The sequence below is a fragment of the Sphingomonas arabinosi genome (assembly GCF_036663715.1).
In the GTDB taxonomy this organism is placed as follows: domain Bacteria; phylum Pseudomonadota; class Alphaproteobacteria; order Sphingomonadales; family Sphingomonadaceae; genus Sphingomonas.
The window spans coordinates 12,941-28,735 of sequence record NZ_JAXOJN010000012.1; the positions used below are offsets into that span (position 1 = coordinate 12,941).

Sequence of the window (15,795 nt, forward strand, 5' to 3'; positions counted from 1 at the left end):
AGATTGCCCACGCGGTGTGCGGGAATCTAATTGCTGTATGGAACTGGATTTCCACACAATGTTGCGCCGCGTCAAATGACGATCTCATCGCGTGCCGTCAACGCCGTATGTGTGGCCGGAAGCTAGATTGCGTCGTCGTCGCGCTCGCCGGTGCGGATGCGAAGTGCGCTCTCGACGGGGATGACGAAGATCTTGCCGTCGCCGATCCGGCCGGTCTGCGCGGCCGCGGCGATCGCCTCGACGACGCGCTGCGCGAGCCCGTCCTCGACGACGACCTCGAGCTTCACCTTCGGCAGGAAGTCGACGACGTATTCGGCGCCGCGGTACAGTTCGGTATGGCCCTTCTGCCGGCCGAAACCCTTGGCCTCGGTCACCGTGATGCCGCTTACGCCGATCTCGTGCAGCGCTTCCTTGACCTCATCCAGCTTGAACGGCTTGATGATGGCTTCGATCTTTTTCACAGGTACGCCCCCGATTGTTGAAACCTTCGCCCTTGCGAGCGAGCCGTCCGCCCTTGCGGGCGCCTTGCACCAAGCGTGCCAGCCGCGGCCCTCTCGGGCAACCACGGAATAACGTCGATCTTGCTGCCTGAAATTGCGGCACGCGGTAGGTGCGTGCGCAATGCAAAGGCAGGGGAAGCGGTCACAGGATCTCGTGCAGCCGTGCGATCGGGCGGCCGAGCCGGACGCCTTTGTCGGTCTCGACCAGCGGGCGTTCGATCAGCAGCGGATCGATCATCATCGCATCGAGGATCGCCTCGGCGTCACCGTGCTTGACCGCCTTCGCGCCATCCTCGGCCATGCGGAGACCCTGGCGCGGAGTCATGCCCGCGCGGTCGTAAAGGCGGACCAGCTCGGCCCGGGACGGCGGGTTCTTCAGATATTCGACGATCGTAACGTCCGCCCCGACCTCCTGCAGCAACGCGAGCGCCTCGCGGGACTTGGAGCAACGCGGGTTGTGGTAGATCGTCGCCTTCACGAATGCTCCGTCAAAACTCCCCTCCCTGAAAGGGAGGGGTAGGGGGTGGTGGTTTCGAGGGAACGTCCGGCCAGCCCCAAGCCGACCCACCCCCGGCCCCTCCCGTCCAGGGAGGGGGGACGTCAGACGGTTAAGCCCCCTGCTTGGCCAACCACTCTTCCAGCCACTTGATCGTGTACGCGCCTTCCTGGAACTCAGGATCGTCGAGCAGCGCACGGTGCAGCGGGATCGTCGTCGTGACGCCCTCGATCACCATCTCCTCCAGCGCCCGCCGCAACCGCCGCAACGCGCCCTGCCGAGTCGTCCCGTAGACGATCAGCTTGGCGATCATCGAGTCGTAGTAAGGCGGCACGCGATACCCGGCGTACAGCCCGCTATCGACGCGCACATGCATCCCGCCCGGTGCATGATACACCTTCACCAGCCCCGGCGACGGCGCGAACGTACGCGGGTCCTCGGCGTTGATCCGGCACTCGATCGCATGACCGCGGAACTGGACGTCTTCCTGGCGCAACGTCAGCGGATGACCCTCGGCGACGCGGATCTGCTCGCGCACCAGATCCAGCCCGGTGATCATCTCCGTCACCGGATGCTCGACCTGAAGCCGCGTGTTCATCTCGATGAAGTAGAATTCGCCCGCTTCCCACAGGAACTCGATCGTCCCCGCGCCGCGATAGGCCATGTCGGCCATCGCTTTGGCGACGATCCCGCCCATCCGCTCGCGCTCTTCGGCGGTAATGATCGGCGAGGGCGCTTCCTCGAGCACCTTCTGGTGGCGGCGCTGCAACGAGCAGTCGCGCTCGCCGAGGTGGATCGCGTTGCCGTTGCCGTCGCCGAAGATCTGGAATTCGATATGCCGCGGATTGCCGAGGTATTTTTCCATGTAGACGGTGGCGTCGCCGAACGCGGCCTTCGCCTCGCTGCCGGCCTGCTGCATCTGCGTCTCGAGATCGTCGGCGTCGTTGACGACCTTCATCCCGCGACCACCGCCGCCGCTAGCGGCCTTGATGATCACCGGATAGCCGATGTCCTCGGCGATCCGCTTGGCCTCGGCGATGTCGCTGATCGCGCCGTCCGAGCCGGGGACGAGCGGCAACCCGAGTGCACCCGCGGTGCGCTTGGCCTGGACCTTGTCGCCCATCGTGCGGATGTGCTCGGGCTTGGGACCGACGAACAGGATGTTGTGCAGCTCGACGATCTCGGCGAACTGCGCGTTCTCGCTGAGAAAGCCGTAGCCCGGATGGATCGCATCGGCGCCGGAGATTTCGGCGGCCGAGATTATGTTGGGGATGTTCAGATAGCTGTCGGTCGCCGACGGCGGTCCGATGCAGATCGCCTCGTCGGCAAGCCGCACATGCATCGCGTCGGCGTCGGCGGTCGAGTGCACCGCCACCGTCTTGATGCCCATCTCATGGCAGGCACGGTGGATCCGCAGCGCGATCTCGCCGCGATTCGCAATCAGCAGCTTCTTGATTTGCGGCATTATTCGACCACTACGAGGGGCTGGTCGAACTCGACCGGCTGGCCGTTCTCGACCAGGATCGCGGTCACGGTGCCGGCCGATGGCGCGACGATCGTGTTCATCACCTTCATCGCCTCGATGATCAGCAGCGTGTCGCCGGCAGCGACCTTCTGGCCGACCGTCGAGAACGGCTTCGCCTCGGGGTTGGCGGCGAGATAGACGGTGCCGACCATCGGCGACTTGACCGCGCTCGCGCTGATCGCGGGGGCGGACGCGCCGACCTCGGCCTGCGGGATCGACAGCGGCGCCGAGACGAGGGCCGGAGCGGGCGACGGCGCGTAGTGCGCGACCGGTGCCGCCTGAGCGGCCTTGCGCGCGACGCGAATCCGGCGCGAACCGTCCTCGACTTCGATCTCGGTCAGCTGCGTGGTGTCGAGCAGTTCGGCGAGCTGGCGCACCAGGGTCACGTCGACCTGCATCGCACCGGTGTTTTCTGTATTGTCGGTCATGGCGGGGCCTCCTGTCAGAACCGTGCGATGGCTTCAAGCGCGAGCAGATACGAAAGCGCGCCGAAACCCGCGATCGTTCCCTTCGCCGCCTGCCCGACCAGGCTCACATGCCTGAACGATTCGCGTGAATGGGGGTTGGAAAGATGCACTTCGATCACCGGAGTCTTCACGCCCTTGATCGCGTCGTGCACCGCGACCGAAGTATGCGTGAACGCACCCGCGTTGAGGATCACGGCCTTGGCACCGCGCGCCTGCGCCTCCTGGATCCAGTCGACGAGGTGCCCCTCGTGATTCGACTGGCGCATGTCGATCTCAAGGTCGAGTTCGCGCGCGCGGTCTTCCAGCATCCCGGCGATATCGTCGAGCGTCTCGTCGCCATAGATTTCCGGCTCGCGCGTTCCCAGCAGGTTGAGGTTGGGGCCGTTCAGGACGAATATCGTATCGGGCAAGGGTGGCCTTTCGGTTACGGGTCGGTTGCGGGCGCTGTGGTGCGGCCTCTATATGCGCGTCACGCCATTCCTTACAGGCCCGTCTCGCGACAAGTCGAGCCGCGCCTTTGCAGTATAGTGGATCACACACCCATGCCCCATTCCGATGGCACCGTCTCGATCACCGTCAACGGCGAGCACAAGCGCGTCGCCGCCGGGCTTTCGCTGGCAGGACTTGCAACCGAACTGGGCCTCGTGCCCGAGAAGATCGCGGTCGAGCGGAACTTCGAGGTGGTACCGCGCTCGACGCTGGCGGACGTGATGGTGGAGGACGGCGACGACCTCGAGATCGTCCATTTCGTCGGCGGTGGCGATCATGAGGACAGCTGGACGGTCGCGGGCAAGACGTTCAAGTCGCGGCTGATAGTCGGCACCGGCAAGTACAAGGATTTCGCGCAGAACGCAGCCGCGGTCGAGGCGTCGGGCGCGGAGATCGTCACGGTCGCCGTCCGCCGCGTCAACGTCTCCGATCGCAACGCGCCGATGCTCACGGACTTCATCGATCCGAAGAAGATCACGTACCTTCCCAACACCGCTGGCTGCTTCGATGCCGAATCGGCGATTCGCACGCTGCGACTGGCGCGCGAGGCTGGTGGCTGGGAGCTGGTGAAGCTCGAAGTGCTCGGCGAGGCGAAGACGCTCTATCCCGACATGGTCGAGACGCTGCGCGCCACCGAGATCCTGGCGAACGAAGGCTTCAAGCCGATGGTCTATTGCGTCGACGATCCGATCGCGACGAAGCGCCTCGAGAACGCCGGCGCGGTCGCGATCATGCCGCTGGGCGCACCGATCGGCTCGGGCCTCGGCATCCAGAACCGCGTAACGATTCGGCTGATCGTCGAGGGGGCAGGGGTGCCCGTGCTGGTCGATGCCGGCGTCGGCACCGCGTCGGATGCGGCGGTGGCGATGGAGCTCGGCTGCGACGGCGTGCTGATGAACACCGCGATCGCCGAGGCGAAGGATCCGCTGATGATGGCTGCGGCGATGAAGGCGGCGGTCGAATCGGGGCGGCTCGCCTATCGCGCCGGGCGGATGGGGCAGCGCCGCTATGCCGACCCGTCGAGCCCGCTTGCGGGGCTGATCTGACCCGCCTGATCCCAAACCCGGTCATGACGCAAACGTCACGGAACCCACGGTAAAGACAGCCGTTATACCTTCGCAAGATCAAGCGGCCCGGCAGTCGGGTTCGCATAGACAATGGAGGCCTTCATGGGCGAGTTCACCGATAAGGTTGCAGCAGCCGGCAACAAGGTCGCAGGCAACGTCAAGGAAGCCGTCGGCAAGGCAACCGACAACGACCGGTTGGTAGCCGAAGGCGAGGCGCAGCAGACCAAGGGTACTGCGCAGAACGTCAAGGGCAGCGTCAAGGGCGCGCTCGGCGACGACATCTAAGCTTCCGCTTGATGTGAGAATACAGGCCGCTTCGGGAAACCGGAGCGGCCTTTTCTTTGCGTAACGCTTCTACAGCTCCACCCCGGCGAAGGCCGGGGCCCAATTGGGGGACGATAGTGATCGAGGTCGCCGCGCTGTTACCTCAGGCATCCCAATTGGGCCCCGGCCTCCGCCGGGGTGGTGCAGAGAGCTAAACCAAACCTTCTTGCTCAACCCGTCAAACCCCATCACGAGCGCCCACATGACCCTCCCCACCCGCAGCTACGCCGCGTTCCTATTCGACATGGACGGCACGATCCTCACCTCGATCGCCTCCGCCGAGCGCACCTGGACCAAATGGGCGATCGCACACGGTCTCGACGCCGCGACGTTCGTGCCAACGATCCACGGCGTGCAGTCGGTCGAGACGGTTCGCCGCCTGAACCTCCCCGGCGTCGACCCGGTCGCGGAAGCCGCTGCGATCACCGCTGCCGAGATGGTGGATGTGGACGACATCGAACCGATCGCCGGTGCAGCCGCGTTCCTCGCCAGCCTGCCCCCCGAACGCTGGACGATCGTGACTTCGGCCCCGCGCGCGCTCGCCGAAGTCCGCCTCAGGGCAGCGGGCCTGCCGATCCCCGTAACGATGATCGCCGCGGACGACATCCCCAACGGAAAGCCCGCCCCCGACTGTTTCCTGGTCGCCGCCGAACGGCTCGGCGTCGCCGCACGCGATTGCCTGGTGTTCGAGGATGCGGCCGCCGGCATCGCCGCGGGCGAAGCCGCTGGCGCCGACGTGCTCGTCATCACGGCGACGCATCGGCCAGGGCACGGCGTTCGCGGTCTCCATCCGCACGTGCCGAACTATCTCGGTATTTCGACCACCGTCGAACCGGACGGAACCCTGACGCTCGTTACGACCCCCTCAAGCTAGCAGTATCTACTCACCCCGGCCGGCTACCAGCAGCGTTCGCAGCGCGAGCGATCAGTTCGTTCAGCGCGGCTTCGTCGAGACGCCCGGCCGTACGCAATGCGGCTTCCGGCGTCATCGCGATCACGCAGCCATTGGGGCCGTCGATGATGACCTCCCCGTTTTCGTGAAACACGTCGCGTGGTTCGGCAAAGGGCAGTGTCATCGCAAGTCTCCCGTCGCACGATCAACGCGTCGTCAGGCCGCAAGCTCCCTGTAACCCGGCAAGCTCTGCCGAGCATCGCGCCAAAGCGATCAGCCGGAAACGAGTTCGCCCATCCACCGGTCGAACAGCTGCGGCCACAAAGACCCCGGGGAACGCGGCGACAGGCGCGTGCCGAAACCGTGGCCACCATGTTGCAGGAAGTGCGCTTCGGCGGGAATACCGGCGCGGCGCACCGCGGCGAGCGTGTCGACGCTGTTGGCGACCGGAACGGTGTTGTCGTCCTCGGCATGGACGAGGAACAAGGGTGGAGCGCCAGCCTTGAGCTGGCGGTCGATCGCATAGCGCGCCTGCACCGCGGGCAGCGGGTCGGGGCCCAGCAAGTTCGCGCGCGACCCGCCATGGCTGCGCCCGGGATCCATGTTCGAAACCGCATACATGAGTCCGGCCCAGGCGGGACGGGCGGAATGGCGATCGGCCGCGTCGACGGTACGATAGGCCTTGTAGTCGGGCAATACGGTCAAGGACCCGGCCAGATGTCCGCCAGCCGAGAAGCCGAGCACGCCGAGCTTCTCCGCCCTGATCCCATAGCTGCGTGCGTTGGCGCGGATCAGCCGCATCGCCCGCTGCGCATCGGCCAGCGGTACGTCGGCGCGATCCGCCCAACCTTCGCCCGGCAAGCGATAGCTCAGCACGAACGCGGTGATCCCGAACGCGTTCAGCGCGTGCGCGACGTCGATGCCCTCGTTGCGCAGCGACGTTATCGAATAGCCGCCGCCGGGCACGATCAGCACCGCGCGGCCGTCGGGACGCGCAGGCCGGAACACGCCGACCTCGGGACGTACCACGCCGCGCATCTGGAAATCGCGATAGCCGTCGGGGTACCGCGGCATGCGGGGTTGCGGGACCGGCAACGGGTTCGGCGCGCCCTGCGGAATACCGGGCCACAGCGCGAACCGCTCGGTCGGCGGCCACATCGGCACGTCCGTCGCGCGAGGCTGGCCAGCAGTCGATTGCGCACCGGTCCGCGCGAACGCCGGTAGCGTCAGCCCGGCGGCGAGGGGAAGGGTAAGAAGCGAGCGGCGGTCGAAGGTCATGCCGGATTTCTAGACGATCGATCGGCGTCGGGGGAGGGGCGTATGACGCGAACGGCGATTATTCGCATCGACACCTCAAAACACCGCCAAAGCCGCGTGCAGCGTGAGCGCGGCGAGCATCACGCTCGAGAGCATGAAGAACAGGAAGCGGATGCGGACGCGATTACTGGTCGCCTGCGCCAGGCTGTGAGCGATCCGCAGCCCGACATAGGCCCAGGCGATCCACGCGTTGACGCCGTTGCCCGTGCCGCTGAGCGCGAGCACGGCGCAGACCGCGTAGAACAGCGTCGGCTGTTCCATCAGATGATTGTAGTTGTGCGCCTTCCACTGCGCCTGAGGCGGCAACGACCGGTCGGCATCGGACGCCTTGGTCCCGACAAGCGTGCCCATGTCGACCCCAGCCGCCTTCATTGCCGGCAGCCGGGTGACGAGCATCCAGCCCAGCATCACGAGCGTCCACGCGATGAGGACGACCATCGGTCGCAGGATCTCGCTGTGCATGAAAAAGCCTCCCCCGGTTACCCGGAGGAGGCTGCATCAATTGCCCGGAAGGGGCAACGTAGATCGATTCTGATCCTCCCCCGCCAGGGGGAGGTGGCAGGCTCTTGCCTGACGGATGGGGAGGAAAGGGCAAACCGAGGTTATCGCCGCCGCCCCCTCCGTCGCTTCGCGCCACCTCCCCCTAGCGTGGGAGGATCAGCGAGGCCTCCTCAGGCCTTGTCGAAGCTCGCGCCCCACTTGCGGACCGGGCGGTCCTTCCAGAGCCCACGATGATACGCATCCGACGCCAGCAGCGGCATTACCGAGCCCGCTTCCGCGAACACCATCTGCTCGATACCCGTGTTCACCTTGCCCCACGAAGCCGCTTCCTGCAGCGTCGACGACGAGCACGCACCGTCGCGAACGTCGGCAACAGTGATCTGCACCGCATACTTGTGGACCTGGACGTCGTCGTGACCGAGGATCTCGGCGCAAACCACCGTGTCCTGGATGAAGTTCTTCGGCACGCCGCCACCGATCATCAGCAGCCCGGTGGTGCCCGCCTTGATCTTGATCTCGGTCAGCTCGCGGAAGTCGGCGATCGCGTCGAGGACCATGTACGGCTTGCCCGCCTTCACCGCGTCGACCTGGTGCTTGACCAGACCGAAGCCGGCCGACGAATCGACGAATGCCGGGCAGAAGATCGGCACGTCATGCTCGTAGGCGAGCTTGACGAGGCTGTTCTCCTTCTTGCCGTGCTCGACAAGATACTTGCCCATCTCGCGAATGAACTCGCGGCTCGAATAGGCGCGCGGCTCGAGCGTCTCGGCGATCTCGAAGATCGTGTGGTCGACGTGCTGAAGCTCTTCCTCGTCGATATAGGTGTCGTAGATCCGGTCGATCATCAGCGAGCGCAGCACGTCGTCGTGCGGCACTTCGAGCGCCTGATAATGCTTGTGGCCGAGGCCCTCGAAGAAATCCATGTCGACGATCGTCGCGCCGGTCGCGACGATGCCGTCGATCATGTTGTTGCGCAGCAGCTCGGCATACAGGTCCATGCAACCGCCGGCCGAGGTCGAGCCCGCGATCACGAGGAAGATCGTGCAGTCCTTGTCGGCGAGCATCTGGTTGTAGATGTCGGTCGCACGGCCGAGATCGCGGCTGGTGAACGACATCTTCTTCATCGCGTCGACGATCGGCCGCGCGTCGAAGCTCTTGATGTCGATATGCTCGACGGTGGTCGAGAGGAGTTCCGCCTTGCGCTGCGCGTCGATGCGGGTGTCGGAGGGGGCTTCGGTCATGTCTAATTTCTCCTGATCCCCCCTCCCGCCTGCGGGAGGGGGCTAGGGGGTGGGCGCCCGCTCACCGCGAACGCTCCGGATGTGGAAAACGCGCGCCCACCCCTCGGTCCCCTCCCGCAAAGGGCACCCGTCAAAGTAGTACTTTGATGGGACCCAGCGGGAGGGGAAGACGAAGAGCGAGCGATTACTTGGTGTTGGTTACAGCTTGACGACGTTCGACGCGAGGTCCTGGAACCGCTCGTCATACAGCGAAACCATCGGCTCATCCGTAACGATCACCGTCTCGTCCGATCCGAACCCGTTGAACGCGGTCCGCATCGCCGAGCCGTACGCGCCCAGCATGCCGATCTCGATATAATCGCCAGCCTGCGTGTCCGCGGGCAGCATGAACGGGCCGACCATGTAATCCATGTCGTCGCACGTCGGACCATAGAAGCTGAACTCCATGTCCTTCGCACGGCTGTCCGGCTCGCGGAGCAGTTCGGTCGGAAAACGCCAGCCTATATGCGCCGCATCGAACAGCGCGCCGTAAGCGCCGTCGTTGATATACAGCTCGGTCCCGCGACGCTTTTCGACGCGCACGATGATCGACGAATATTCCGCGCACAATGCCCGGCCCGGCTCGCACCACAGCTCGGACGAATAGCTGACCGGCAGCGATTCGAACGCACGGTGGATCGTCTCGAAGAAATGCTCGAGCGGCGGGGGCTCCATGCCGGGGTACGACGACGGGAAGCCGCCGCCGACGTCGATCACGTCGACCGTGACCGCCGCCTCGACGATCGCCGCACGGACGCGCTCCATCGCGTTCGAATAGGCCTCCGGGGTCATCGCCTGCGAACCGACATGGAAGCAGATGCCGAGTGCATCCGCCGCTTGGCGAGCCGCGAACAGCAGCTCCTTGGCTTCGTGCGGGGCCGCACCGAACTTCGACGCTAGGCTCAGCTTCGAATGCTCCGACGACACGCGCAGACGCACGCACAGCGTCAGGTCGGTTGCTTCGCGGGTGGCACGAACGACCTTGTCCAGCTCTTCCAGGCTGTCGAGGCTGAAGGTGCGGACACCGTGCGTGAAATACGCCTCGGCGATCGCTTCCTCGGCCTTGACCGGGTGCATGAAGCAGAGCGTAGCCTCGGGGAGCGTCCGTGCGACCAGGCGCACTTCGGCGATCGACGCCACGTCGTAATGCGTGATGCCATTGTCCCACAGGATCTGCAGGAGTTCGGGAGACGGGTTCGCCTTGACCGCATACATCGAGCGGCCCGGGAACTTCTCGACGAAGAACCGAGCGGCGCGCGCAGCAGCGTGCGGACGAACGAGCGTTACCGGGTTGACCGGGCGCCCTTTAGCGATGTCGATGCCGCTCCCGATGTGGGAGGTGTCGGCGGTCGAATGGGCTTTCGCTAACCCCAGCGCGATATGATGCTTGACCAATTCAAGGGACCTCCAATGTCCTGAGACAAATTACGAAAACACTGCCTTGCGGTTGGAAGTCCCATGGGGCAGCGGAAGCGCGATCTACGGTCGCTTGCCCCCCATGTAAATAGGGTTGGGCGCATAGGAGCCAGTGTGTGACGATTTTGCGACAGCCGACGCGGGCGGGGGTACGGGACGCCGCGGAAAAGATCGCGCGGATACTCCCGCCGACCCCGCTGTTTTTAAGTGAAATCAAGGGTGTACCGGTCGCGTTCAAGGCCGAATCGTTGCAACCGATCGGCGCGTTCAAGATTCGCGGTGCGTGGCATCGGCTCACCGCATTGGACGAAGCCGCGCGAAAAAAAGGTGTCGTCGCGTTTTCGTCGGGCAATCACGCACAGGGCGTTGCCTGGGCAGCCAAGCGGCTCGGCATCGCGGCGACGATCGTGATGCCGTCCGATGCGCCGCGCCTGAAGCGCGAGTCGACGCTGGCACTGGGTGCGGAGGTGGTCACCTACGACCGCGCAACCGAAAGCCGCGAGGCGATCGCCGCGCAGTTGGCCGAAGCGCGCGGCGCGACGCTGGTGCCGAGCTTCGACGATCCGTGGATCATCGAAGGGCAGGGGAGCACGGGCATCGAGGCCGCCGCACAGATGGCGGCGCTCGGCTTGGGCGTGCCGAGCCGCGTGATAATCCCGTGCGGCGGTGGTGGCCTCTCGGCAGGCATCGCGCTGGCGCTGAAGGACAGCGCGATCACCGTCGTCGAGCCCGAAGGCTGGGACGACATGCGCCGCTCGCTCGAAGCCTCCTGGATCGAACCCGTCGGCCCCAACCCGCCGCCGACCGCCTGCGACTCGCTCCAGACGTTGCGCGTGTCGCCACTGACCTTCGATGTCCTCTCCAGCCGCGACGCGACCGGCGTGGCGGTCAGCGAACCGGAAATTGCTGCGGCACAGCGCTGGGCCGCGGAGAAATTGCGCTTGGTGATCGAACCCGGCGGCGCGGTCGGGCTGGCTGCGGTGCTCGCCGGCAAGGTAAAGCTGGAACCCGGCCTGCTCGTCATCCTCTCCGGCGGCAACGTCGACCTCGCCGCTTACGCAAAGGCGATGGCTGGCTGACTAGGCTGGCGGCAGGGTCTTCACCGCCGGCTTCGCGCACGCATAGGCCTGCTTGTAGCTCTGGTTCCAGCACGCGACGAACCCGTCGAGAATGTTGAGGTTCATCGGCCACGCATAGGCGCGCGGCTTGCCGTCCGGACCGACCGGAGCATAGCCGGCCGGGCGCGGCAGCGCGGCAAGCTTGGCACGGGCGGTATCCAGTCCGGCAAGATCACGGCGCAGAAACGCGATGCTGCCGTCGACATAGAGATTCCAGCCGAACCCCGCATCCTCCCCCGTAGGCCTTCGCGCCGCTTCGAACAGCGCCACCGCGCGCGCTGTCTGCCCAGCGTTCGCGCGCAACTGGCCTTCGTGCCACCGCAACAGCCCGGCGGTGCGCGGGTTGGCGGGATGCCCCGCCCGCCACTCAGCGATCAGGTCGGCGGCCTGCGCATCGCATCCGGCGTTGGCGAGCGTGCGCCAGCCTCCGGTCATGGTCTGGTCGAACGCGCGTTCGTCGAGCGCCAGCATCGCGGGCTTGTCGTACCGGCAATCGGCTGGGGGAGGTGTCTGCGCGGCGATCATCGCGAGAAAGGCCAGCATCTTACCTCCGAGTGTTCGATCGAGGTTGCCAAGCTATTGCCGCGCCGTGCGAAGTCAACGCGCTTCAATCCCGGCGCTGCGTGGCGTATCGGACGGCATGACCCCCGCCCTGACCAGCATCGCCGCCGCAGCCCCTGTTATCGCCATGCTGGCGATGTTCGCCTGCCTGATCGGCGGGATGGCGCTGATCGTGAAGAGGCAGGACACGAAGAAAGGCGTGCTGATGCTTGTAATGGCCGCCGTCCTGCTGGCCAACGTAGCAATCTGGACGCTCTAACTCCCTCGCCCCTGCGGGGGAGAGGGAAGGGGCCTGCCGCGCTTGCGGTGGGAAGGGACAGGGGAGTTGGCACGCGCTAGCCCATCCCAACTCCCCCTCATCCGACACTGCCGCGCCACCTTCTCCCCGAGGGGGAGAAGGACAGAATCACCTAATCGGCGAGTTCGGGTCCAACCGCATATCCAGATACTTGTCCACGCTCCCCATCAACTCCGGCATCTCATGCTCGAAGAAGTGGTTAGCCTTCGGAATCGTATCGTGATGGATGGTAATGTGCTTCTGCGTCCGCAGCTTATCCACCAGCTTCTGCGTAGCCCCCGGCGTAGCGACCTCGTCGGCCTCCCCCTGGATGATGATCCCGCTCGACGGACAAGGCGCAAGGAACGTGAAGTCGTACAGGTTCGCCGGCGGTGCGACCGAAATGAACCCGCGGATTTCCGGACGGCGCATCAGCAGCTGCATGCCGATCCACGCACCAAAGCTGACGCCCGCGATCCAGGTCGTCTGCGCCTCGGGGTGGAAGCTCTGCACCCAGTCGAGCGCGCTCGCCGCATCGCTCAGCTCGCCGACGCCATTGTCGAACACGCCCTGGCTCTTCCCCACACCGCGGAAGTTGAACCGAAGCGTCGCAAAGCCACGCCGCTGGAAAGTCTTGTAGAGCTGCTGGACGATCGCGTTGTTCATCGTGCCACCGGCCGACGGATGCGGGTGGAGGATCATCGCGACCGGCGCGCGCGGACGCGGGCCCGGCGCAAAACGACCTTCGAGACGGCCTTCGGGGCCGGGGAAAATGACTTCTGGCATGGGCACTCGCGAGCTGGGATACGCACTCGGGTGGAGTGCCTGATTATGCGCGCTATATAGCGTTCGAGCCCCTTTTCGCAATTGGAACCGGTCCTGTCCCGCATCTACCTCGATCACGCCGCCACCACGCCGATGCGCCCCGAGGCGATGGCGGCGGTTGCGGAAGGCATGGCGCGCTGGGCGAACCCGTCCTCGCCGCATGCCGAGGGTCGCGCGGCGCGGGCTGCGCTGGAGGATGCTCGGAGGCGTATCGCCAAGGCGCTGGACTGGCCGCATCACGTAATCCTGACGAGCGGCGCCAGCGAGTCCGCGGCGCTCGCGTTGCGGGGGCGGCCGGGCATCGGCGTAGCGGCGTTGGAGCATGACGCTATTCTCCGAGCCGCGGAACAGCCGGTCATGCTCGACGTCGATGCCAGCGGCATCGTGATGAATCGGGAGGGCTCAGGGTCGATCGCGCTCCAGTCCGCCAACAGCGAAACCGGCGTTCTGCAAGGCTCCGCCACCGGCTTCCGCATCGCCGACTGCGCGCAGACCGCCGGCAAGCTCCCGCTCCCCGACGCTGAACTCGTCATCGTGTCCGCGCACAAGCTCGGTGGCCCCCCCGGCATCGGCGCGCTGCTGGTCCGCGACCTCAGCCTGCTCGACCCGACCGGCGGACAGGAACGCGGCTATCGCGGCGGCACCGAGAACCTCCCCGGCGCGCTGGGTTTCGCCGCCGCACTCGAAGCCCCCCGGGACTGGTTCGCGGACATGGCCGATCTCCGCGCCACGCTCGACGCCGCGATCCTCGCGGGCGGCGGCGAGATCGTCGCGCAGCACGCCCCGCGCCTCCCCACGATCGCCTCCTACCGCATGCCGGGCGTCAGCTCCGCCGCGCAGTTGATCCGCCTCGACATGGCCGGGTTCGCCGTCTCCGCGGGTAGCGCCTGCTCGTCGGGCAGCATGCGCCCGAGCCACGTCCTCGCTGCAATGGGCTACTCTCCCGAAGCCGCCGCCGAAGTCGTCCGAGTCAGCTTCGGCTGGACCACGACCGCGGACGACGTCGCCAGGTTCGCCGAAGCCTGGACGCGCATCGCCACCGACATAAGGCGAGCGGCATGACCTATCTCGACTACCAGGCGACCACCCCGCTCGCGCCCGAAGCGCTCGCCGCGATGCTCCCCTGGCTCGAATCGCAGCACGCCAACCCGCATTCCCCCCACCGCGAAGGCCGTCGCGCCAAAGCCGCCGTCGAAGTCGCGCGCGACCAGGTTGCCGCACTGCTCCCGCCCGGGGGCCGCGTCGCCTTCACCAGCGGCGCGACCGAGGCGCTCAACTGGGCGATCAAGGGCACGACCGGACCGATCGTTACCCTGGCTACCGAACACGCGGCCGTCCTCGACACGGTGGCAGCGGAGGCGGCGAGGGCCCGTCACGTCACGATCCTCCCAGTCGGCGCCAGCGGCCTAAGTTTCGGCGCAGACGGCCTTTGTGGAAGCGACATTCAAGGTGCAGGCAGTCAGCACGACTCTTCTCCCCTCCCTGGAAGGGAGGGGTCAGGGGTGGGTCGGCTTCCGTATGATCGAACGTCGGCGGCAAAAGCTGGCCAACCCACCCCCAGCCCCTCCCTTCCAGGGAGGGGAGAAGTCGCCCCCGACCCCTCCCTTCCAGGGAAGGGGGAAGTCGAAAGTCGATCCACGCCAGTCGACCCCGACACAGCCTGCCCCGCGATCCCCCCGGGGACCCGTCTAGTCACCGCGATGCTCGTCAACAACGAGATCGGCGTCATCCAGCCGATCGCCGCGCTCGCCGACGCCACCCACGCAGCCGGCGCGCTGATGCTCTGCGACGTGGTCCAGGGGTATGGCCGGGTAGCAATCCCAAGCACCGTCGACCTCGTCGCCATCTCCGCACACAAGATCCACGGCCCCAAGGGCATCGGCGCACTCTGGATTCGAGACGGCATCGACCTCGCCCCCCTGATGCACGGCGGCGGACAGGAAGCCCCCGGCCGCTCCGGCACACTCTCGCCCGCACTCTGCGCCGGCTTCGGCGTTGCCGCGCAACTCATGGCCGACCGCAAGGATCAGGATGGCGCGCACATCGACCGTCTCTGGTCGCTTGCGCTGGACCGCCTCGGCCCCGGCTGGACGATCAACGGCGCGACCGACTCCCGCTATCACGGCAACCTCAACATCCGCCGCGAAGGCCTCGACGTGAATCGCCTGATGTCCGACCTGCGCGACATCGCCTTCTCCGCCGGTTCCGCCTGTGCCAGCGGTTCGGGCCGCTCCAGCCACGTCCTCCGCGCGATCGGCCTCACGGAAAAAGAAGCGCGCTCCAGCATCCGCCTGGGCTTCGGCCGATACACCACCGAAACCGAACTCCGCGACGCTATCGATGCGATCGTCGCCGCAGCCGAGGCGCAATGGCCATGATCGTCCGCTTCATCGCCCGCGACGGCACCGCGACCACGGCCGCCGCAACCCCCGGCGACCGCCTGCTCGATGCCGCGCAGGCGCATAACCAGCCACTCGAAGGCACCTGCGAAGGCCAGCTGTCCTGCGCGACCTGCCACGTCATCGTCGACCCCGCCGATTTCGCCCGTCTGCCGCCGGCAAGCGAGGACGAGGAGGACATGCTCGATCTCGTGCACAATGCGACGCGCACCAGCCGTCTCGCCTGCCAGATCCGCCTGACCGACGCGCTCGACGGACTGACCGTGCGGATCCCCGGTTAAGCCAGCCAAATTCGGACAGCAAAGCTTACAGGAAGACAACGGCCGGTTCATGGAACGTGC

At 66.2% G+C, this 15,795-nt stretch carries 20 protein-coding genes; 8 read left to right on the forward strand and 12 right to left on the reverse strand.

All coding sequences use genetic code 11. The annotated features are described in order from the left end of the window. Positions 1-122: 122 nt before the first annotated feature. The 5 genes from U1708_RS16410 to aroQ all read right to left on the reverse strand — a co-directional run bounded on the left by U1708_RS16410 (position 123) and on the right by aroQ (position 3,398). Positions 123-461 (reverse strand): P-II family nitrogen regulator, encoded by a 339-nt coding sequence (locus U1708_RS16410; protein ID WP_055875939.1) that lies wholly within the window; start codon positions 459-461, stop codon positions 123-125. Positions 462-642: 181 nt separating this feature from the next. Beyond that, on the reverse strand, positions 643-978 hold the full coding sequence (locus tag U1708_RS16415; RefSeq protein WP_132896629.1) for an arsenate reductase family protein: 336 nt from the start codon (positions 976-978) through the stop codon (positions 643-645). A 130-nt stretch (positions 979-1,108) separates the two neighbouring features. Further along, positions 1,109-2,461, reverse strand: a complete 1,353-nt coding sequence (accC, locus tag U1708_RS16420) for an acetyl-CoA carboxylase biotin carboxylase subunit (protein WP_332746977.1) — start codon at positions 2,459-2,461, stop codon at positions 1,109-1,111. Next, complete coding sequence (accB, locus tag U1708_RS16425; RefSeq protein WP_332746979.1) at positions 2,461-2,949, reverse strand: acetyl-CoA carboxylase biotin carboxyl carrier protein; 489 nt, start codon at positions 2,947-2,949, stop codon at positions 2,461-2,463. Before accB ends, accC begins: the two co-directional genes overlap by 1 nt. Positions 2,950-2,963: 14 nt before the next feature. Next, complete coding sequence (gene aroQ, locus U1708_RS16430) at positions 2,964-3,398, reverse strand: type II 3-dehydroquinate dehydratase (protein ID WP_332746981.1); 435 nt, start codon at positions 3,396-3,398, stop codon at positions 2,964-2,966. Between the two features lie 132 nt (positions 3,399-3,530). Here aroQ and thiS point away from each other — a divergent pair, with 132 nt between their 5' ends. The 3 genes from thiS (at position 3,531) to U1708_RS16445 (ending at position 5,742) form a co-directional block, all read left to right on the forward strand. Beyond that, positions 3,531-4,523 (forward strand): sulfur carrier protein ThiS, encoded by a 993-nt coding sequence (gene thiS, locus U1708_RS16435; protein ID WP_332746983.1) that lies wholly within the window; start codon positions 3,531-3,533, stop codon positions 4,521-4,523. 123 nt (positions 4,524-4,646) lie between these two features. Further along, positions 4,647-4,829, forward strand: coding sequence for a CsbD family protein (locus tag U1708_RS16440; protein WP_307084414.1), 183 nt, complete (start codon positions 4,647-4,649; stop codon positions 4,827-4,829). A gap of 241 nt (positions 4,830-5,070) precedes the next feature. Continuing rightward, positions 5,071-5,742, forward strand: a complete 672-nt coding sequence (locus U1708_RS16445) for an HAD-IA family hydrolase (RefSeq protein ID WP_332746987.1) — start codon at positions 5,071-5,073, stop codon at positions 5,740-5,742. A gap of 10 nt (positions 5,743-5,752) precedes the next feature. Here the strand turns inward: U1708_RS16445 and U1708_RS16450 are convergent, their stop codons facing one another. The 5 genes from U1708_RS16450 to U1708_RS16470 all read right to left on the reverse strand — a co-directional run bounded on the left by U1708_RS16450 (position 5,753) and on the right by U1708_RS16470 (position 10,253). After that, the gene (locus U1708_RS16450; RefSeq protein WP_332746989.1) at positions 5,753-5,944 is read right to left on the reverse strand and encodes a hypothetical protein; all 192 of its coding nucleotides are present in this window, start codon (positions 5,942-5,944) and stop codon (positions 5,753-5,755) included. 89 nt (positions 5,945-6,033) lie between these two features. Next, positions 6,034-7,038 (reverse strand): alpha/beta hydrolase, encoded by a 1,005-nt coding sequence (locus tag U1708_RS16455; protein ID WP_332746991.1) that lies wholly within the window; start codon positions 7,036-7,038, stop codon positions 6,034-6,036. Between the two features lie 75 nt (positions 7,039-7,113). Continuing rightward, positions 7,114-7,539 carry an MAPEG family protein gene (locus U1708_RS16460; RefSeq protein WP_307084421.1) on the reverse strand — a complete coding sequence of 142 codons (426 nt, stop codon included), beginning with the start codon at positions 7,537-7,539 and terminating at the stop codon, positions 7,114-7,116. Between the two features lie 209 nt (positions 7,540-7,748). Then, entirely contained in the window at positions 7,749-8,819 is a 1,071-nt protein-coding gene (locus U1708_RS16465; protein ID WP_332746995.1) for a 1,9-bis(guanidino)-5-aza-nonane synthase, read from the reverse strand. A 198-nt stretch (positions 8,820-9,017) separates the two neighbouring features. Then, positions 9,018-10,253, reverse strand: a complete 1,236-nt coding sequence (locus U1708_RS16470) for a type III PLP-dependent enzyme (RefSeq protein ID WP_332746997.1) — start codon at positions 10,251-10,253, stop codon at positions 9,018-9,020. Positions 10,254-10,390: 137 nt separating this feature from the next. Here U1708_RS16470 and U1708_RS16475 point away from each other — a divergent pair, with 137 nt between their 5' ends. Beyond that, the gene (locus U1708_RS16475) at positions 10,391-11,353 is read left to right on the forward strand and encodes a threonine ammonia-lyase (RefSeq protein ID WP_332746999.1); all 963 of its coding nucleotides are present in this window, start codon (positions 10,391-10,393) and stop codon (positions 11,351-11,353) included. Here U1708_RS16475 and U1708_RS16480 read toward each other — a convergent pair whose 3' ends face one another. Further along, a complete protein-coding gene (locus tag U1708_RS16480) occupies positions 11,354-11,935 on the reverse strand; it encodes a hypothetical protein (RefSeq protein WP_332747001.1) in 582 nt (193 codons plus the stop codon). Between the two features lie 46 nt (positions 11,936-11,981). On the opposite strand from U1708_RS16480, the gene U1708_RS16485 reads away from it, so the two are divergent. Continuing rightward, on the forward strand, positions 11,982-12,212 hold the full coding sequence (locus U1708_RS16485; protein ID WP_332747003.1) for a hypothetical protein: 231 nt from the start codon (positions 11,982-11,984) through the stop codon (positions 12,210-12,212). A gap of 147 nt (positions 12,213-12,359) precedes the next feature. Here the strand turns inward: U1708_RS16485 and U1708_RS16490 are convergent, their stop codons facing one another. After that, a complete protein-coding gene (locus U1708_RS16490; RefSeq protein ID WP_056048342.1) occupies positions 12,360-13,016 on the reverse strand; it encodes an alpha/beta hydrolase in 657 nt (218 codons plus the stop codon). 81 nt (positions 13,017-13,097) lie between these two features. Here U1708_RS16490 and U1708_RS16495 point away from each other — a divergent pair, with 81 nt between their 5' ends. The 3 genes from U1708_RS16495 to U1708_RS16505 are packed head-to-tail and all read left to right on the forward strand — an operon-like array spanning position 13,098 to position 15,735. Then, positions 13,098-14,117, forward strand: a complete 1,020-nt coding sequence (locus U1708_RS16495; RefSeq protein ID WP_332747006.1) for a cysteine desulfurase family protein — start codon at positions 13,098-13,100, stop codon at positions 14,115-14,117. Beyond that, positions 14,114-15,433 carry a cysteine desulfurase family protein gene (locus tag U1708_RS16500; RefSeq protein WP_332747008.1) on the forward strand — a complete coding sequence of 440 codons (1,320 nt, stop codon included), beginning with the start codon at positions 14,114-14,116 and terminating at the stop codon, positions 15,431-15,433. The genes U1708_RS16495 and U1708_RS16500 overlap by 4 nt, the downstream gene beginning before the upstream one ends. Further along, positions 15,430-15,735 (forward strand): 2Fe-2S iron-sulfur cluster-binding protein, encoded by a 306-nt coding sequence (locus tag U1708_RS16505; RefSeq protein ID WP_332747009.1) that lies wholly within the window; start codon positions 15,430-15,432, stop codon positions 15,733-15,735. Before U1708_RS16500 ends, U1708_RS16505 begins: the two co-directional genes overlap by 4 nt. Positions 15,736-15,795: the final 60 nt, after the last annotated feature.